This window comes from Mycolicibacterium sp. SMGY-1XX, assembly GCF_059132455.1.
Window position 1 is genome coordinate 3,436,893 of the sequence record NZ_CP101139.1, and the last position, 19,858, is coordinate 3,456,750.

At 64.1% G+C, this 19,858-nt stretch carries 14 protein-coding genes; 9 read left to right on the forward strand and 5 right to left on the reverse strand.

Going from position 1 to position 19,858, the window contains the following annotated elements; genetic code table 11:
• Positions 1–6 precede the first annotated feature (6 nt).
• On the reverse strand, positions 7–1,371 hold the full coding sequence (locus tag NL241_RS16745) for a cytochrome P450 (RefSeq protein ID WP_494398131.1): 1,365 nt from the start codon (positions 1,369–1,371) through the stop codon (positions 7–9).
• Positions 1,372–1,409: 38 nt separating this feature from the next.
• Positions 1,410–2,246: a phthiotriol/phenolphthiotriol dimycocerosates methyltransferase gene (locus NL241_RS16750; RefSeq protein WP_494398132.1), complete on the reverse strand. Its 837-nt coding sequence runs from the start codon at positions 2,244–2,246 to the stop codon at positions 1,410–1,412.
• A gap of 149 nt (positions 2,247–2,395) precedes the next feature.
• Between NL241_RS16750 and cmrA the strand changes: the two genes are divergently transcribed.
• From cmrA to NL241_RS16795, 9 genes are all read left to right on the forward strand, one after another.
• The gene (cmrA, locus tag NL241_RS16755) at positions 2,396–3,202 is read left to right on the forward strand and encodes a mycolate reductase (RefSeq protein WP_494398133.1); all 807 of its coding nucleotides are present in this window, start codon (positions 2,396–2,398) and stop codon (positions 3,200–3,202) included.
• Positions 3,203–3,322: 120 nt separating this feature from the next.
• The gene (locus tag NL241_RS16760; RefSeq protein WP_487695930.1) at positions 3,323–4,153 is read left to right on the forward strand and encodes an SDR family NAD(P)-dependent oxidoreductase; all 831 of its coding nucleotides are present in this window, start codon (positions 3,323–3,325) and stop codon (positions 4,151–4,153) included.
• 104 nt (positions 4,154–4,257) lie between these two features.
• Entirely contained in the window at positions 4,258–5,736 is a 1,479-nt protein-coding gene (locus NL241_RS16765) for a flavin-containing monooxygenase (protein WP_487695929.1), read from the forward strand.
• A 159-nt stretch (positions 5,737–5,895) separates the two neighbouring features.
• Positions 5,896–6,738 (forward strand): SDR family NAD(P)-dependent oxidoreductase, encoded by an 843-nt coding sequence (locus NL241_RS16770; protein WP_487695928.1) that lies wholly within the window; start codon positions 5,896–5,898, stop codon positions 6,736–6,738.
• A gap of 187 nt (positions 6,739–6,925) precedes the next feature.
• A complete protein-coding gene (locus tag NL241_RS16775; protein WP_494398134.1) occupies positions 6,926–8,410 on the forward strand; it encodes a flavin-containing monooxygenase in 1,485 nt (494 codons plus the stop codon).
• Positions 8,411–8,523: 113 nt separating this feature from the next.
• A complete protein-coding gene (locus tag NL241_RS16780; RefSeq protein WP_487695950.1) occupies positions 8,524–8,934 on the forward strand; it encodes an MmpS family transport accessory protein in 411 nt (136 codons plus the stop codon).
• Between the two features lie 35 nt (positions 8,935–8,969).
• Positions 8,970–11,891: an MMPL/RND family transporter gene (locus NL241_RS16785; protein WP_494398135.1), complete on the forward strand. Its 2,922-nt coding sequence runs from the start codon at positions 8,970–8,972 to the stop codon at positions 11,889–11,891.
• A gap of 807 nt (positions 11,892–12,698) precedes the next feature.
• On the forward strand, positions 12,699–15,413 hold the full coding sequence (locus tag NL241_RS16790; protein ID WP_494398136.1) for a PE-PPE domain-containing protein: 2,715 nt from the start codon (positions 12,699–12,701) through the stop codon (positions 15,411–15,413).
• Positions 15,414–15,431: 18 nt separating this feature from the next.
• Positions 15,432–16,307, forward strand: a complete 876-nt coding sequence (locus NL241_RS16795; RefSeq protein WP_494398137.1) for a class I SAM-dependent methyltransferase — start codon at positions 15,432–15,434, stop codon at positions 16,305–16,307.
• 50 nt (positions 16,308–16,357) lie between these two features.
• On the opposite strand, the gene NL241_RS16800 is transcribed toward NL241_RS16795, so the two are convergent.
• The 3 genes from NL241_RS16800 to NL241_RS16810 all read right to left on the reverse strand — a co-directional run bounded on the left by NL241_RS16800 (position 16,358) and on the right by NL241_RS16810 (position 19,833).
• Positions 16,358–17,626 (reverse strand): hypothetical protein, encoded by a 1,269-nt coding sequence (locus tag NL241_RS16800; protein ID WP_487695923.1) that lies wholly within the window; start codon positions 17,624–17,626, stop codon positions 16,358–16,360.
• A 932-nt stretch (positions 17,627–18,558) separates the two neighbouring features.
• A complete protein-coding gene (locus NL241_RS16805; RefSeq protein ID WP_487695922.1) occupies positions 18,559–18,774 on the reverse strand; it encodes an RNA-binding S4 domain-containing protein in 216 nt (71 codons plus the stop codon).
• Between the two features lie 12 nt (positions 18,775–18,786).
• Positions 18,787–19,833, reverse strand: a complete 1,047-nt coding sequence (locus NL241_RS16810) for a zinc-dependent alcohol dehydrogenase (RefSeq protein WP_487695921.1) — start codon at positions 19,831–19,833, stop codon at positions 18,787–18,789.
• Between the last annotated feature and the right edge of the window lie 25 nt (positions 19,834–19,858).

Here is a 19,858-nt window from a genome sequence, read left to right on the forward strand (position 1 = left end):
CGCGGATCAGGTTCTGTCGAGCGAGCCGGCCGTGGTGGTGCTGCCGGCGCCGCCGGTTCTCGCTCCGGCGGGCACCAGTTCCAGCGGCAGATGCGCCAGCCCGCGCATCGTGGGGTCATCGAGATACCTGTAGTCGCCGGCGAGGCGGATCGACTCGACCCGCGGAAGGAGTTGGCTCAGAACGCGGCTCACTTCCAGGCGGCTCAACGGGGTGCCGAGGCAGAAGTGGATCCCGATGCCGAAGGCGAGGTGGTCGGTCGGGTTCCGGAGCAGATCGAAGGTATCCGGGTCGGGATAGTGGCGCGGGTCGCGGTTGGCCGCGGCGAACAGCAGCAGAACCCGCGCACCGGCCGGGATCGTCTGTGCTCCCATCGTGTAATCGCGGGTGGCGGTGCGATAGAACCCTTGAACGGGTGCGACGAACCGAAGCTGTTCCTCGATCGCGGAGGGGATCAGTTCGGGCTGCTCACGCAGCCGGGTGTACAGCTCCGGGCGCTGCGCGAGCGTCAGGAACAGTCCTGACAGGAGATTGGTGGTCGTCTCGCTGCCCGCACCGATGAGCATCGCAGCGCTCCAGAAGATCTCGTCGTCGGTCAGCACGTCGTTGCCGTCCGAGGCGGTCATCATCGAGATCAGGTCATCACCGGGGTCACGCCGGCGTTGCATGATGAGGTGATCGAGATTGCGTCGCATGGCCGCTGTCGCCCGGGCCGAACGGGCGCTCAGGGCCAGCCCGTGCCGGTCCAGTTGCGCAAACGCCCCTTCGGCCATGGCGTCGGCCCAGGCGAGGAACTGGGTGTGGTCCTGTTTCGGAATTCCCAGCATCGTGGCGATCAGCCGGTTCGGCAACGGTTTGGCGAGGTCGTGCACGAGCTCTGTTGTGCCACGGGCGATCATGGCGTCGACGAGTTCGTCGGCGACCTCGTTGATCACCGTCTGCCACGCGGCCATCGCCCGCGGGGTGAACGCCCGGGAGACGAACTTGCGCAGCCGCGTGTGGTACGGGGGGTCGGCCGCGTTCATCGATTGCAGATGCACCCGGTACCGGGCCTGGCTTTCCGCCGAGGAGAACGAGGCGTGGTCGCGTAATGCCGTTCGTACGTCGTGGTATCCGGCCACGATCCAGATACCGCGCCTGCGGTTGTACCACACGTTGGGCACATCCGGCCCGGTCAGCAGGGCGCGGTAGTGCGGGTACGGGTCCCGCCTCGTCTGTGGCGCAAACGGGTCGAAATCGGTCAGTGGTGCTGTTTCCCGGCCGGTCAACAGAGAGCTGTACGACACCGCCCTGTCCCGGACCACGCCGGTCGCACCGTCGAGGCCTATCTTCATCAGGCTCGCGCGGAATCGGAGCCAGTCAGCCAAGTTCATGCGAATCCTCTTCCGGCGGTCGACTCCAGTCAGGCGTCTCAGTCTTTGACGAAGCAGTACACCCGGTATGTGAACTCGCCGTTGCGCAACGCACCGTTGAACGCCCAGTCGGTCAGATCGCTGGAGAACCGGGTGAAGCCGCGTGTGGCCGCCGCGCCGTGGTGGTCGATCAGGGCCTGCTTCCTCGGGCGGTTCTTCTCGTTCCCGCGAAGCACATCCGCATCGATGACGGCCTGCGAGACCATCCGCAGCGGAGTGGCGGCCATCTGCGCCTCCCACTCGGCGACCGCGCTGCGCCGGCGGAAATCGGCGTAGAGAAAATGTCCGCCCGGACGCAGCAAGCGGGTCACTCCGGCAAAGAAGCTCGGGACGTCCGGATAGAGGTGCGACGCCTCGACGTTGACCACCGCGTCGAAGGATTCATCTGGGAACGAAAGACTTTGTGCGTCACCGTGGACGAACTCCAGGCCCGGCAGGTGGTGACGCTTCTTGCAGAACTCGATGCCGGCCGGGTTCAGATCCAGTCCCGTATAGGACGCGGGCTTGAACGTGCGGGTGAGATACGACGACCCGCCGCCGTGGCCGCAGCTGACCTCCAGCACTTTCTTGCCGCTCAGGTCCACCTGGGCTGCGGTGCGGTGGTAGAGCTGGATGAAGTACCGGTGGGGCTCGTCGGAGGAATCCAGCGGTACGGCCATCGGAGGGTCTTGCTCGTAACCGTAATTCAGGAACAACCAGTCGTCGTCGCCGAGCAGGTGTGTCTGGGAGGCAAACCGTTTCGTGACGAACGAGGTGAAAAGTAGATGGAAGACAACGGGGTTCGTCACCAGGCGGTTGACGAACGGGCTGGATACCAGTCGATTAGCAGTGGCCACGGGGGCAGTATTGCAGGCGGCGGCCCTGTAGTGGAGGGGTTCGGCGAGTTCTCAGCTTCTTAACCGGAAAGTCTCGTACAACGCTTATGTGCTCGAAGAATTCGCGAAAGGTCTGGCAACTCATTTGCTGGGAGTGTAGCGTCGTGCGCGTGTCGCTACCTTCACCCAGCGCCGACGGCCGTGCCGTGGTCACCGGAGCCTCCCATGGCATCGGCGAAGCCCTGGCTACCGAATTGGCCGCGCGCGGCCACAATCTGATCGTCACTGCGCGCCGCGAGAATCTGCTCAAGGACTTGGCTGCGCGGTTGGTGGGCAAGTACGGCGTCACCGTCGAAGTGTGGCCGGCGGACCTCACCGATCCGACGCACCGGGCGAAACTGGCCGATGAGCTGGCCGCGCGCCCGATCTCGATCCTGTGCGCCAACGCCGGTGTGGCCACGCTGGGCCCCGTCGCAGAACTGGACCCTGCCGGCGAACGCGCCCTGGTGCAACTCAACGTCGTGGCGGTGCACGATCTGGTGCTGGCGGTACTGCCGGGGATGCTCGGGCGCGGCGCGGGCGGCATCCTGATTTCCGGTTCGGCTGCGGGCAATTCGCCGATACCGAACAACGCCGCGTACTCGTCCAGCAAGGCCTTCTTGAATACATTCAGTGAGGCGTTGCGGGTGGAACTGCGGAACTCCGGGGTGCATGTGACGCTGCTGGCACCGGGCCCGGTCAGTTCCGGATTGCCGGATTTCGTCGAAGAAGCGGTGGTCGACAAGGTGATACCCGGTTACATGTGGGTCTCCACCGAGTACGCCGCGAAGGCGTCGCTGAATGGTCTGCAGCGCAACAAGATGCGTGTGGTGCCCGGTCTGCCCGCCAAGGTGATGTCGCTGACGAGCACCTACCTGCCCCGCGCTGTGCTGGCGCCGATCGTCGGCAATGTCTACCGAAAACTCGGCGGGGGATAACACCGGCGAACACACCTACCGTCGCAACCGGCGCTGACCGCGGATACCGCAATCGGTGTCCGCGTCGTCGACGGCGGATCGCGGTTACGCTCGAGAAAGCGGACTGAGGGGAGTGCAGGCATGAATGGGTTTGCCGGCAAGGTCGCTGCCGTAACGGGCGCTGGTTCGGGTATCGGTCAGGCGTTGGCGCTCGAATTGGCGCGCAGGGGTGCCACTCTCGCGATCAGCGACATCGATGTCGATGGTCTGACGGTCACCGAGAAGCAGGTGGCCGCCCTCGGCGCACCGGTCAGGGCGGACCGGCTCGACGTCTCCGACCGCGAGGCCTTCGTCGCCTACGCCGAGACGGTCAACGACAGTTTCGGCAAAGTCAACCAGATCTACAACAACGCGGGGATCTCCTTCTACGGAGATGTCGAGATAAGCCGGTTCGCGGAGATCGAACGGGTGATGAACGTCAATTACTGGGGCGTCGTACACGGAACCAAGGCGTTCCTGCCGCACCTGATCGCCTCCGGCGACGGGCACGTGGTGAATGTCTCGAGTGCGTTCGGTCTGTTTGCCGTACCCGGGCAGGCCGCCTACAACTCGGCGAAATTCGCGGTACGCGGTTTCAGCGAGGCGCTGTACCAGGAGATGGCGCTCGCAGGGCATCCTGTGCGGGTTACCACGGTGTTTCCCGGTGGTGTCACAAGCGCTTTCCTTCGCAACATGACCGTGGCCGAAGGGCTCGGAGACGTCGATCTCACGGAGAACTTCGATGTGCGATTGTGGTCCACCTCCCCGGAGAAAGCCGCCCGGGTGATCCTCGGTGGGGTCCGCAGGAACCGGCCCCGGGTGCTGATCGGGCCCGATATGAAGGTCCTCGATCTGGCGGTGCGCATCGTGGGCCCGCACTATCAGCAGTTGGTGCCGCCCGTCCTGCGGCGGTTCATGAAGCCTCTCAGCTGAACCCGTACCGAGGCGGCCACGCTCACCGACCAGCAAATTCAGCAAATTTCTGGAGTCAACAACCCCTTCCCGACAGGGCCGCTGGACAGGTACCCTCCGTCACCATGAGTGCCTTGGCGTACGAGGTCGTCATCGTGGGAGCCGGTTTCGGTGGAATCGGCGCCGCCATCCAGCTGAAAAAGCTGGGATATCACGATCTTCTGATCGTGGATCGCGAAAGCGACCTGGGCGGAACGTGGCATGTCAATCGCTACCCCGGGCTGGCCTGTGACATCCCGTCGTCCACCTATTCCTATTGGTTCGAGCCCAATCCGGATTGGTCTCGCCTGTACGCTCCGGGGGAGGAGATCAAGCGCTACGCGGAACGAGTGGCCGACAAATACGACGTCCGAAGGCACATGCGCTTCAACACCACCGTCGACAGCGTGCGGTGGGACGAGGATTCCCAGCGCTGGGAGGTGGCACTGGCCGGTGGCGACACGCTGGTGGCCCGGTTCGTGATCGCCGCAACCGGTGTGCTGTCACAGCCGCGCACTCCGGACATTCCCGGCATCGACCAGTTCGCCGGCCGGATCGTGCACACCACAGCGTGGGACGACGACTACGACTTCACGGGTCGTCGGGTCGCCGTCATCGGCACCGGGGCCACTGCGGTGCAGCTGATACCCGAGTTGGCCAAACAGGCGGCTGACCTGACGGTGTACCAACGTACGCCCATCCACGTGGTTCCCAGGACCGACTTTCCCATGCCGAAAGCGTTGCGGCGCTTGTTCAATCGGGTGCCGCTGACGCAGCGCGCGCTCCGCGTGATCACCGACGGGATGTACGAGATCTCGTTCGTGGCGTCGGTCTTGCGCTACCACCGGTTCTGGTGGCTGAACAAGTCCGCCGCCCACGCGTCGTCGATGCTGCGCTTTGTGTCCATCCGCGACGCAGAGCTTCGGCGCCAGCTCGCACCGGATTACGACATGGGTTGTAAGCGGCCCACGTTCTCCAACTCCTATTACCGGACCTTCACCAAACCCCATGTTCATCTGCAGGCCTCGGGCATCGACCGGGTGGAACCCGGTGGCATCGTCGCCCGCGACGGAACCACGACCCAGATCGACACGCTGGTGCTGGCCACCGGATTCGATCTGTGGGAGTCCAACTTCCCCGCGATCGAGATCATCGGGCGTGACGGCCGCAACCTGGGAAAGTGGTGGCGCAACTACGGTTTCCAGGCCTACCAGGGGGTGTCGATCCCGTACTTCCCGAATCTGCTCAATCTGGCGAGCCCGTACGCGGTCAGCCTGAACTTCTTCGACATGATGGAATACCAGATGCGCCACATGGATCGGCTTCTGGGCGAGCTGCGCCGGCGGAATGCGGCCACCTTCGAGGTCACCGAAGACGCCAACGAGCGTTTCTGTAGCCGGCTGAGTGCCCTGCAACACAACACGGTGTTCCATCGCGGGAACTGCGGCACGTCGCGGTCGTACTACTTCAGCCCCGACGGCGAGACATACCTGCGCGCCACCGGTACGCGTACCACGGTCACCGAGCAGACCCGCTTCCCGCTCAGCGACTACTCCTTCAGCTGACCAGCGCATTTCCTCGAGCTGGCGGCCCCTCGAAATAATTGAGGAAGCAAGATGATTCGTGCCCCGTTGGCCGCAGCACCTGACGGGATGGAGAAGGAACGCTAGGCTCACACGCCAGGTGGGGTCTCGACTCGGTTCTCAAGCAAGGGACGGGTGAACATGGACGGTTTCGCTGGCAAGGTCGCCGTGGTCACCGGCGCCGGATCGGGGATCGGGCAGGCGCTGGCCGTCGAATTGGCGCGGGCGGGCGCAAAACTCGCGATCAGCGATGTCAACACCGCCGGGCTGGGGGACACCGAACAACGGGTCAAGGCCCTCGGTGCCTCCGTCAAGGCGGACCGGCTCGACGTCACCGACCGTGCGCGCTTCCTGGCCTACGCCGACGAGGTGAACGACCACTTCGGGGTGGTCAACCAGATCTACAACAATGCCGGTATCGGGTTCTTCGGTGAGGTGAGCCAGAGTCAGTTCAGCGAGTTCGAACGGGTGATGGAGGTCAACTACTGGGGTGTGGTCACCGGCACCAAAGCGTTCCTGCCGCACTTGATCGCCTCCGGTGACGGCCACGTGGTCAACGTCTCCAGTATCTGGGGCATCTTCGCCGCCCCCGGCCAATCTGCTTACAATTCGGCCAAATTCGCGGTACGCGGCTTCACCGAGGCGCTTCGTCAAGAGATGATGCTTGCTGGGAACCCGGTCAAAGTCACCACCGTGTACCCCAGTGGCGTCAAGACGGCGATCGCGCGCAACGCGACGGGTGCCCAGGGCCTGAACATGACCGACCTGGCCACGCTATTCGACGACAAGCTCGCCAAAGGTGCTCCCGAGGCGGCGGCGCGGGGCATTCTCACCGGGGTGCGCAAGAACAGGTCCCGTGTGCTCGTCGGGCCCGGCGCCAAGACGTTCGACCTGCTGGTACGGCTGACCCCGGCCGGTTATCAGCGGCTCTTCGCGCCGGTGACCGGCCGCCTGATGCCGCGGGGTGACACCACCACGGTGTGAATCGATCTCCGCCCCGACTCCGGCGTGAGTCGGCGCGCCGGAGCCCACGCCCACCTGGGTATGGATCACAAGTGGGGGTCGACTAGTTCGAAAGATCTAGTTCCATTTGCTGGCAACACCTTTCGCTAAGTTCATTTTTCCCCGAACATGGTGACTTTCTCCGGCCCGCCGGTACCGTCTAGTGCTTATGGGTGAGGAGCAGTTCGACGTCGTCATCATCGGGGCGGGCTTTGGCGGAATCGGCGCGGCGATCCAGGTCAAGCGCCTCGGCTACGACAACATCTTGATCGTCGACCGCGAAGACGATCTCGGCGGGACATGGCACGTCAACCGCTACCCGGGACTGGCCGTCGATCAGCCGGCGACCACGTACTCCTACTGGTTCGAGCCCAACCCACGCTGGACGCGCCTCTTTCCCGAGGGCGCAGAGATGAAGAGCTACGCCGAGCACGTCGCGGACAAATACGACGTCCGCAGGCACATGCGGTTCAACACGTGCGTCGAGGGCGCGCAGTGGGACGAAGACGCCCAGAGTTGGCGGATCTCGTTGGTCGGCGGAACGCCGATCACCACCCAATTCCTCATCGTCGCAACGGGCTTTCTGTGCCAACCGAGGACACCCGACATTCCCGGGATCGACAGTTTCGCCGGCCGCATGATCCATACCGCCAAATGGGACGACAGTTACTGCTTCGACGGCCGCAGAGCCGCGGTCATCGGCACCGGGTCGACGGGCATCCAGGTCATCCCGGAACTCGCCAAGAAGGTCTCTGAGCTGACCGTCTACCAGCGCACGCCCATCTGGGTGATGCCGAAATCCGACATCAGGTTCCCGCGTCTCATCCGGCGGCTCTTCGCCACGGTGCCACTGACGCAACGCGTGTTGCGCTTCTGCACCGACTCCTTCATGGACATCGCCAATGTCATCACCATGTGGAACTACAAGTACTTCAAGGTGGCCAACAGAGCCATCACCCTGGGCTCGCGAATCCAGCGTCACCTCGCTGTTCGCGACCGGGAGCTGTCCCACAAGCTGAAGCCACAATACGATTTCGGGTGCAAGAGGCCCTCGATCTCGAACTCTTACTACCGGTCGTTCAGCCAGCCCAACGTGCACCTGGAGACCAGCGGCATCGAACGCATCGAGCCCGACGGCATCGTCGCCTGTGACGGGACGAAGCGGACCGTCGACACCCTGGTTCTGGCCACCGGTTATGACGTGTGGGAAAGCAACCTGCCGGCCATCGAGGTGATCGGGCGGGACGGCCGCAATCTCGGAAAATGGTGGCGCGAGGCGGGTTTCCAGGCGTACGAGGGTATTTCGGTGCCGTATTTCCCCAACTTCCTGACCATGGCGAGCCCCTATGCCTGGGTGGGTTTGTCGTGGTTCAACACCGTCGAGTACCAGATGCGCCACATGAGTCGGCTTTTCGGCTGCCTGCAGAGCCGCGGCGCAGCCACCTTCGAAGTCACCGAGAGCGCCAATGCCCGGTTCTTGCAGGAGGTGTCCGAGCGGCTCGAGAGTTCGGTTTTCCGGCTGGGCAATTGCGCGACGTCGAGGTCGTACTGGTTCAGCCCCACCGGCGAACCCGCGCTGTTTCGGCCCACGTCGGTCCGTAACGCGGTCAGAGCGCAGGATCGCTTCCCGCTGTCGGACTATGCAATCTCCTGATGCCGAAAGACACAGTTGTGCTCAGACGTTCGCCTCATCCGCAGCCACGCCCGGAAACCACGTTCCGCGGCGGCGACGGGCGACGGCCTCACGGCTCACCGTTGCTGAGGCTTCTGGCTCGGGTGTGGCTGCCGCTGGTGGTCGTGATCGTGGCCGGCGTCGGAGGGTACGCCGTGGCAAGGTTGCACGGCGCCTTCGGTTCCCAGGCCCACCCCTCGTACGCCCAGCCCGGTGCTGAGGATGCCGTCAGCCCGAAACAGTTGGTTTATGAAGTCTTCGGCCCAGCGGGAGCGGTGGCAGATATCAGTTATTTCGATGCTGACGCCACCCCACAACAAGTCGGGGGAGCACCGTTGCCATGGTCGTTCACGGTCTCGTCGGTACCGGGTTCCGTCGGAAGCGTTGTGGCCCAGGGCAACAGCAACAGTATCGGCTGCCGCATCCTGGTCGACGGTGAAGTGAGGGCCGAGAAGATCTCCAATCAATTGAATGCATTCACCTACTGCCTGGTGACCGGCGCATGAGTTGGCGCGGGTCGAGCCAGGGGGTGGGCGAGGCCGTGACCGTACAACCCGGACCTCACGAGCGTCCGTTCCTGGCCCGAGTGGTCCGTCGCCTTGCGGTCCTGGTGATCCTGGTGTGGGTGGCCATCACTGCGCTGGTCACCCTGGGGGTGCCCTCGCTGGAACAGGTCGCCCGGGAACGCGCCGTCTCCCTGAGCGTCCAAGACGCGCCGTCCATGCAGGCCAGAGACCACATCGGGAAAGTATTCGAGGAATCCAACACCGATAGCGTCGCGATGGTCGTGGTGGAAGGTGAGCAACCGCTCGGGGAGGCCGCCCACCGGTACTACGACGATCTCATCCGGCAGTTCCACGCCGACGACACCCACGTGCAGCGCGTCCAGGATTTCTGGGGGGATCCGATGACCGCGCAGGCCGTACAGAGTGCGGACGGTAAAGCGGCTTATGTTCAACTCAACCTGTCCGGGAACCAGGGCGAGACGCTGGCGAACCAATCGGTGGACGCGGTCCGCGACATCGTGGCGCAAACACCTGCCCCGGAGGGGATCACGGCGTATGTGACCGGTCCGACACCGCTTTCCGCGGACCTGGCGTACACCGGCGATCACACCGCCGTGAAGATCACGGTGGCGACCGTGGTGGTGATCTCAATCATGTTGCTGCTGGTGTACCGCTCGATCACCACCGTTGTCCTCGTCATGGTCATGATGGGGATCGGCCTGGCAGCCGTCCGCGGTGTGGTCGCGTCCCTGGCGCACTTCGGCCTCATCGGGCTGTCCTCGTTCGCGATCAGCATCCTGGTGGCTCTCGCCATCGCTGCGGGAACCGACTATGCGATATTCCTGATCGGGCGCTATCACGAGGCCCGACAAGCCGGCGAAGATCGCGAGACGGCGTACTACACCGCCAATCGTGGTGTTTCGCATGTCATCTTGGCATCCGGTTTGACCATCGCCGGGGCCACCTTCTGCCTCAGCTTCACCCGGCTACCCATCTTCCAGACCATGGGTGTGCCGTGCGCGGTGGGAATGCTCGTCGCGGTTGCGGCGGCACTGACCTTGATTCCCGCCGTACTCACGGTGGCGAGCCGGTTCGGCCTCCTCGAGCCGAAGCGGACGACATCGACGCGCGGGTGGCGACGAGTCGGCACGGCGATCGTGCGCTGGCCCTTGCCGATCTTCGTGGCGTCCTGCGCTCTCGCCATGGTCGGACTGTTGGCCCTGCCCGGGTACCAGGTGAGCTACGAAGACCGCCCGTACATGCCGCAGGACACGCCTGCCAATATCGGCTGGGCGGCCGCCGACCGCCACTTCTCGCCGGCGCAGATGATGCCCGAACTCCTGATGATCGATTCCGACCACGACATGCGTAACTCCGCGGACCTCCTGGTGCTGAACAAGGTGGCCCAGGACATCTTCGACGTCGAGGGTATCGCCCTGGTGCAGGGCGTCACTCGCCCGGAAGGCACGCCGCTGCGGCACGCATCGCTTCCGTCCTTGGTCAGCATCGGGACCGCCGGTCAGCAGCAGAACGTCCAGTTCATCAAAGACCGCATGGAAGAGATGCGAGCGCAAGCCGATGAACTCGACGGCACCATCGCCTCGATGGAACGCGGCTATTCCTTGATGAAACAGTTGACCGCCAGCACCAACCACATGGTGGGCGTCTCACATGAAATGGTGGGCATTTCCAAAGCGATCCGTGACGACCTCGGCCGACTCAACGACTCGTACAACCGTTACGACAAGATTCTGTTCTCCGACTCCTGCATTCTCTTCGCCACATGTGAGGCCGCCAGAACCGGGCGCGAAGCCGGGTTGGCGGCCTCGGCGGGCACCGACCGGCTCAACGAGAAACTCGACGAGCTGACGCCGGACCTGAACAATGTGAACACCGTTGCGCCGCAACTGGTTGCGCTGCTCCCGCCGCAGATCGAAACACTGAAGAGCATGCAGACCATGATGTTGACCACGTACAGCACCATGTCCGGAATCCTGGGGCAGACCGAACAGTTGGGCACCAATGCAGCTGCCATGGGACAGGATTTCGACGCGGCGAAGATCAACGAGTCGTTCTACCTTCCTCGTGAGGTGTTCGACAATCCGGAGTTCCAGCGCGTGGTCAGGTTGTTCATGTCGCCGGACGGCCACGCGGCCCGGTTCATAATCACCCACCGGGGAAATCCGGCCTCCAAGGACGGGATCGCGCGTATCGACACGATACGGACAGCCGCAGAAGAATCCGTCAAGGGAACGTCACTCGCGAATTCGCAGATCTATGTCGCTGGTACGGCGTCGGTCTTGAAAGACCTTCAGGAAGCCTGGAATTACGATCTGTTGATCGCCGGGATCGCCTCGTTGTGCATCGTGTTGATCATCATGTTGATGATCACACGAAGTCTCGTTGCGGCGCTCGTGATCGTGGGCACGGTGGTGGCCTCATTGGGGGCGTCGTTCGGTCTGTCGGTACTTGTCTGGCAACACATCATCGGCATCAACCTGCACTGGATGGTGATGCTGATGTCGGTCATCATCCTTCTGGCAGTGGGGGCCGACTACAACCTGCTGCTGGTGTCCCGCTTCAAGGAGGAGATCGGCGCCGGAATCAAGACGGGGATGATTCGCGCGATCGGGGGCACCGGCAAGATCGTGACACTTGCGGGGCTGGTGTTCGCCTTCACCATGGCGTCGATGTTGGTCAGCGATCTGCTGGTGGTGGGACAGGTGGGCACCACGATCGCTCTGGGCCTGCTGTTCGACACCTTGATCGTTCGGTCGTTCATGATGCCGTCTGCGGCTGCGTTGCTCGGACGGTGGTTCTGGTGGCCCATGAACGTCCGCAGTCGTCCGGCGCGCACCGCCCACCGCGCCGGGTCCGGTCCGAACCCCGCTCAGAACGGCTCGGTTCACGATCTCTCGGTCGACGATGAGGTGAGACAGTTCGTCGCCCCTCGCTGAACCCCCGGAAATTGCAGCGACGGCTACGGCCGCCGTATTAGCGACGTCGACGCGCAGCGTGGCGTGACGACAGGTCGGGCCCGGGTGTGCGGCGCAGTGCCGCTGCGCGGTGGACTGGTGGCGTATGCCATCGCACCGGCTGCAGATCGGTGGGAACGGAGACGTCACTTCAGCCACGCAATTACCGGAGGTCACAACAGTATTGGCGTGAACCACGTATCGGTTACCGCGTGGCAGGTTGGACTCGGTTCCCGTCCTGCCGTGGGAGACCCCCGGGCAGGACGTGCTCGAGGCAATATCTTGATGCAAGAGCATGATTCGAACGTTCTACGGTGTGGTCGATCCAATGCGAGTTGCATTGCCACGTCCGATCGCCGCTTGCTGAACGAAGTGTTCATCGTGGATTTCCTCCGCGAGATATCGCCGCATTTGGTTGCACGGGAAACGTTTTGGTCGGCAACATCGTGCTCCCGTCAACACGGCCCGAGCCGGTGGAGAAGCCGGTCAGGGCGCCACAGGCGCACATTTGCGGGCTGCCGGAGTGTCGCTGTCGGCCGCGTAAAAGTCAGAATGCGGTTCCAAACGGCGTTAGCGGAGGTACGCTCAGCAACATTCACTTGATTGTGGGAGGGAAGCGCCATGGGTGCTGCGCGCCAAGCAAGACGTCACCGTCGACGGAAAGCCGACCGCAAGGCCGGCGCCGGATGGCCGTCCCAGGCGGTTGGCGGTGCGGGAAACGCGACAGCGGCATCTCACCGGTCGCAGCGCAGCGCCTCGGCGCTGTCTCAGCTCACGGCCGGTGTGGCAATGGCAACGGCCACCGTGTTGACCGTCACCCAGGTCGCAGCACCGGCACCACCGCGTGCAGAGGTCCGCGTGATCGACACGGACGTCGACCTGGCTGCCGCGTCGATCGCCAACATTCCGCTCAATCTGCTCATCGACATCATCAACATTCCAAATTCCGAGCTGCAAGCCTTCGACCTGTTCGCCCAAGCCCAGCTGTGGGGCGGGAACTGGTTGGTCACCGGCCCGTCCAACATCTGGGGGACAGACCCCGCGGACGCGGTGCGGTTCATGGCGGCGGCTGCGATGGCGATTCCGATTCCTGCCCTCTCCGGGCTTGATCCGGACGCTCCGCTCGACGCCGACAACCCGCTCGGGGTGTTGGCAGGCAACGGTCTGGCGCAGAAGTTCTGGCGCTTCTGGGCTGCCGAGTTTCCGGTTGACCCCAACTGCGACGCCGAGGGGTGCGTCCCCACCACGCCGACGGCGCCGATCACCGGAATCACGGGTATCGACCGATTGATCTGGAACGTCATGATGTTCACCGGCATGGTGGACTTCCCGATGATCGGTGGCTTCTTCAAAATCGGTCTGTCCGAGCTGATCAACGGAAGCTACGGCCCCGTCGAAGGACCCAGCGGCAAGATCAACAACATTCCCGGGTTCAACATCCCCGGCACCATCGACGGTCCCAATGGCGAGAATTTCCTGCCGTGGGCCAACACACCCATCGACATGGATCTGGTTTCACCTTTCGTGAACTACCTGAACCACTTGATGGCGGACCCGGCGGACAACCCGATCAAACTTCCCAGCCTCGAGCAACTCGGCAGGACCATCCAGACACTGGTCGCGGGCCTGGTGGTCGGATTCGACCCCTACACCCCCGGAAGCCCGCTGTGCTGGGGCTACTGCCCGTATGTGCCGCCGGAGCAGGACTATCCGGCCATCGTGAAGTTCATCGGAGATCTGTGGCCGGGGAACGAGAAGATCGACGCATGGCTGGAAGCGTACGAAAACGGCACGGCCAACACCCCGATGGGCGACTACATCGCCGGCAACATCAACCTGTTCCGCCTCGCCGAGTCGTGGTGGGACTTCTCCAACAAGCCGCTTGACCCGCAGTTCGTCAACATCGGTTTCAACCCGAGCGATCTGGCACCGGCGTTCTACAACATGTGGAAGATGCTCGGATACGATCCGGATCCTCTCTACCCGGACGGAGACACCACCACCGGTGTGCCGACGCCGGTGGGCGCCGTCAGCGGTGTCTATGCCCTGAAAGGCATTCAGCTCGCTCCGTTCCCGTTCCTGATGGAAAGCGATCAGTGGATCGAGGACAAGGCCGCCACCTATGTCGGCAGCCTGACCGATCTGGATACGTCCAACGTCAACAACGTGCCCTGGTGGGAGCCGAGCGACCTGGTCGGCAAATGGACCTTGACCAACGCGATCGGCGACGACCCGTCGCCGACGATCTTCGGCTACTCCAGGGGAGCGTTCGTCGGCGGCGAGTGGAAGAAGGACTTCAACGAATACGGGGGGATCGAAGGCGTCAACCCGTCCTTCGTATTCATCGGAAATCCGTTGCGCCCCAACGGTGGATCCTCGGTGCGCATTGATCCCTTCTGGACCGACACCCGCGGCACCCCGACCGAGACAGCCGGTGCCGAACCCGGCCAGATCACCACGCGCGACATCGCCTACCAGTACGACTTCTTCGCGGACACACCCACGAACATGCTGAATCCGATCTCGATGACCAACTGGGCGTTCGGCATCGTCAACCACCTGTTCTACCCGGATGACCCGGAGAGCAAAGCGGTGCTGCAGGATCGCTACGGCGACACCGAGTACTACCTCATCCCGTCGGAGACCGTCCCGCTGCTGTATCCGGTGCAATGGCTACCCGTCGTCGGTCCGGCGTTGGCCGACATCCTCGATCCCGTGGCACGGGTCCTGGTCGAGTCCGGGTACAACCGGAACATCAGCCCGGGCGAGCCCACAGCAACCAATCTGTTGTACTTCCCCAACCCCGGGGAATTCGCCACCAACCTGTCCGTTGCCGTGGCCACCGGATTGGACAACGGATTCGAGCAGATGGGTCTGGGTCGCCTGCTGGGAACAACACGACCCGACACCACCGGTCAGGGCGCGTACGGGGTCGGCGGCCCACCCGTCACCATGGACGAGTCGGACGAGGACGCCGCGGGAGAGGACTCGGAGGACACAACCCTACGGCTGGCCAGCCTGTTCGGAGATCGTTCCGGCGACGAGGATTCCGGCGATCGCACCGCCGGCGACGACGATGCCGTCGTGGATGCCGAGGATGACGCCACCGCCGAGGATGACGCCACCGCCGAGGACGCAACGGGCGACGACGTGGCCGATGACGCTGCCGTCGTGGAGGACACGGCCGACGAGGACGAAGCCGGTGAGGACACCGAGGAGAACGCCGCCGGCGAGGAGGAAGCGGGCGACACCGAGGACACCGAAACAACCGTCAGTGACAAGCGCGCCCGCTACACCGACGGCACGGGCCGCGACAAGACCAGCGGCGGTCGGCACGCCCGCAACGATGACGCCGAGGGTCCCGAAAGTACCGGGGGCGCACGGCATGCCCGCACTGACGACGCTGAAGGCAGTGACGATGCCAGCGACGCTCGACATGCCAGCAGCGACGATGACACCGGCGGTAGCGATGACACCGGCAGCAGCGAGAAGAAAGCCGCGTAGCCGCGGCGACGGAGCCGCGTGACCACGCGCATCGCGGTTCCGGAGCTGAGTCCGGCGCAGGAAAGCCTGTTCCTCACATTGGGTAGCCGGGCACTGGACAGTCGTCTGCCGCGGCCGTTCCTGGGCGACAACAACTCCGACGAGCTCATCACGACAATCGGTTACAACCTCGACAAGTTCCCGCAGCTGAACACCAAGTTCCTCGACCGCCGTTCCAGAGTCTTCGACGTGGCGGTGCGGACCAAGATCATCGACGAGATGGTGCGCCGGTTCGTGGCTCAGCACCCGGATGCCGTCGTGCTGGATCTCGGGGCGGGTCTGGACACCAGGCGTTGCCGGGTCGACCCGCCGGCCACCGTCGAGTGGTACGACATCGACTATCCCGTCGTCGCCGATCTTCGGCGAAAACTGTTGCCCCACAGCAACAACACCCACAATGTCGGTGCTGACCTGACCGACCCCGGGTGGTTGCGCGACATTCCCCGAGACCGGCCGGCGATGATCGTCGCCGACGGTGTTGTGCTGTTCCTGGCCCAAGATGACGTGGTGGCGCTGCTGAACCGGCTGGTCGGCCATTTCCCGAACGGCCAGGTGGCACTCAACGCCTACACCACCCGCGCCATGAAGACCTTCAAGCGCTCCCGCGCGATGCGCGCCATTGCCGGCGGTCTGGCCAATCCCGGCTTGAACGATCCCAGGCTGCTGGAACAGTGGGTCGACGGTTTGTCATTACTCGACGAGATCTTCCTCACCCGGACACCCGAGGTGGCCGATCTTCTGCTGATCGGGCGGGTCGCAGCCCGGTTGGCTGCCCGGAGCGCAACGTTGTCCCGGCTGATGGCCACCGTCGTATTGCGTTACCGCTTTGACGGCCATACGTCCGGGCCCACGTGAGAGGTCAAGAGGGACACGAAGTTTCAGCTGATTCGAAGATCGGCCACGAGTTACGCGCCTTCCGCACCGTCGGGTCCCTTCGAGCCGATGCCATTGGCGCCGGCGCCGCCCTTGCCGGGCGTGGCAGTCGGCCCGACAGCCGAACCACCGGCGCCGCCTGCGCCGCCGGGTCCACCGAGACCAAACTGGCCACCGTTGCCGCCGTCACCACCCTTGGCAATCGTTCCGGTAGCGCTGCCGCCCGGGCCACCCGCGCCGGACGGGCCGATGCTGACGGTCTTCCCGCCTGCCCCTCCATTACCGCCGCGGGCGGTGCCGTTTTCGGTCTTCGCCGCGCCACCGGCGCCTCCGTCGGCGCCGACGCTCGAGAAGCCACCACCGCCTTGGCCCCCGTTGCCGCCGGTGGCGTCTCCGGTGGTGGTGGTGGCGTCACCGCCGTTTCCACCGGGCTGCGCGCCATTCCACTTTCCGTGGCCTGACTGCGGGCCGTCCCCACCCTTGGCGTCACCGATAACCGTGAAGGCATCCCCCCCGTCGCCGGCCTTGCCGCCGATGCCCGTGGGATTGAGGTCGGAGACGCGTGAGCCCGGCAGACCGCCATCGCCGCCAGTGGCATTGCCCACGGTGGCCGTGGCGTTTCCACCATTACCCCCGTTTCCGGGATTGCCGCTGAAGAGTCCGCTACTACCCCCGGCGCCGCCGGGCGCCGCTGTGGCGTCCCCCTTGGGGTTGACCGCGTTGCCGCCGTTGCCCCCATGGCCCCCGGAGCCGTTGCCAAGACCACCGTTGCCGCCGTTGCCACCGGCGCCGGCGGCCTTGATCAAGGTTCCGTCCGCTGCGTAAACCGCGTCGGTGCCGGCACCACCGTTGCCGCCGTTGCCGTTCCAACCCGCGTTGCCGCCGGCGCCGCCGAAGGCGCCGTCGCCACCGTTTCCGCCGAAGAGTCCACCGTCTTCCCCGTTGCACAGGGATATACAGTCGGGGTTGAGTTCCAGGGCATCGCGCCCGTCGCCGACCAGCCAGCCACCCGGGCCGAACATGGGCCGTGATTCCTCCGCCGGGGCCGCCGCTGCCGCCGTGCCGGTGCCGATGAAAGCCTGCGCGTGAGAGCCGTTTTCGAGGTACCACAACGGTTCTGAAGCGGCAATCTCCGACTCAGTGGATGCAAGACGCACGTCGGCGGTCAGCACCGGTGCCTCGCGCAGGGCCGACGGCAAGGCGACGATCCCGACCACTGCCGCCCCGCAGGCAACCGCCGACCCGAAGGCGGCGACGGCGAACGTCCCGACGTTCACCTTGGTATTGAACTGATCAAGCATTTCCGATGCCTTTCGCGTCGAGCCCAGCTGGTACAGGCGTCACGGTTCTTCGGGACCCAGCGGTAAACATGTGCAAGCACGTGTTCATGGTTTTGCCCCGCAACGATGGTGCGGCACTGCTTGCCATTCGTGTACGCGACTGCGGGCCGAGGGTACCAGTAACGGTCCGACGGTGTATCCACGAGACCCGGCAATTGCCCAGTAACCAAGCTCCGCTGTCTCGTGTGTCATTTCCGACCGTTGGTGAGTGCACGAATCACACAATAAATGGTGCCGTATTCTGTCGTCCGCTATTCCGGCAAAACGGTGACAATTCGACCGCCTTACCCAATTCGGTTACGCATCTATCACGTCCTCAGAACCGGGATATGCCAGGCAGAAGGCGTGAACCCCGGTTTACCAGCAACCGGTTTCGCACGCTGACGCGCGGCCCGGCGAAGAGTCCATGGCAACGAACAATTGTGGGCCCAGCGTGCAATCGATCAGAAACGCATTCCAGGAGAAATCGAATGATGTTCGAATTTCTGGCGAAGTTTGCATGGTTGCTTGGCGAATTAACTGGACCATGTTCCGGGGACTTCGACGATTGCTGCGCGAAAGGTTCTATCAGCAAGAATCGAGAAAGAATGCAACTGCAGCTAATTTCTTGGCCCATACTGAAACCGCGAGAGTGAGCGGATTTGGGTAGGTCAGGCCGTTGCATTTGCATCTAAACAACTACCGGATGCAAAGATATCACAAGAATTCCATTGATCAATGGCATTCTCAATAGCACGTCCACACCTCGCGAACCGGCGCGCGCGGCGGAGTTCGGGCACCGGGTGCCCGCGGCACGTGCGGCCGCTGCATCCGTCAAAACCGTTGCAGTACAACAGTTGGTCTCGAGATGGGGGAGTGAGGTCCGGGTGCGGCCTACAGCTGGGCCGCCCAGGTCATCCCTGGATGACCTGGGCGGTGTTCCCGGACAACGTCACAGCGTCGCCGGGATGCAGCTGCCTGCCCCGCCGGAGCTCGACCTCGCCGTTGACACTGACGAGCCCGTCGGCGATCACCGCTTTGGCGTCGGAACCGGAATCGATGAGCCCCGCCACTTGCAGGAACTGTCCGAGCCGGATGACGCCGGTGATGGGAACCTCGGTGATGCTCACCGGGTCAGGGTACTAACCCAGCCGAGGGTCGATCAGGTACTTGCTGCCCACCCCGTTGGCCATGTCCTCGAGGCTGTCGATCAGCTTGTCGAGCGGGCGCACCTCGGTGATGAGGTCCTCGCCGTTGAGCTGGCCGGTCTCGATCAGACGCAACGCGCGCTCAACGTAGAGCGGTTCGTGGTGGAAGACGCCGGTGACGGTGTACTCGAAGTAGTGCATGTCGTTGGCGTTCAGCGAGAAGTGCGCGCCCACCGGGGGACCGCCGAACATGACGGCCTTGCCGCCGGGGCGCAGGCATTTGGCGGTCTGTTCCCACACCTGGGGCAGGCCGACGGCCTCGATCGCGACGTCGGCGCCCTTGCCGTACGGGGTGAGTGCGCGCACCGCCGCGGCCACCTCGTCGACGCCCGGATGCTCGGAGATGTCGATGATCTCCTTGGCGCCCATCTTCTTGGCGGCCTCGAGCCGGAACGGGGACTGGTCGACGGCGATCACGTGGGCGCCGCGCAGCGTGGCCAGCCGGATGAACATCTGGCCGATCGGTCCCGCCCCGTTGACGGCCACCACATCGCCGAGTTCGATTCCGCTGACGTACATCCCGTGCACGACGGTCGCCAGCGGTTCCAGCGGCGCCACCGACGCGAACGAGGTGGTGTCGGCGATCTGATAGGTGTTGCGCCGGACGATGGCGGCCGGGATCACGACCTCTTGGGCGAAAGCACCGTTGAGGAATTCGAGGTTCTCGCACAGACTCAGCCGGCCCGCCTTGCACGCCCAGCAGCCGCCGCAGGGGGCGGTGTTGGCCGCGACCACCCGCATGCCCGGCTCGAAGTCGGTGACTCCGGCCCCCACGCGGGTCACCACACCGGCGAATTCGTGACCGAACGGCGCCGGAAAGGACTTGAAGAGCTTGTGGTGGCCACGACGGTAGGCCTTGAGATCGGTGCCGCAGGTGGCCGCGGCATGCACCTCGACGACGATCTCGCCGGCCTCGGGGTTGCGGGTCGGCACGTCCTCGATCCGCAGGTCGCCGGGTCCGTAGAAGACGGCTGCTCGCATCACTGTTCTCCCATGTCGAAAATCA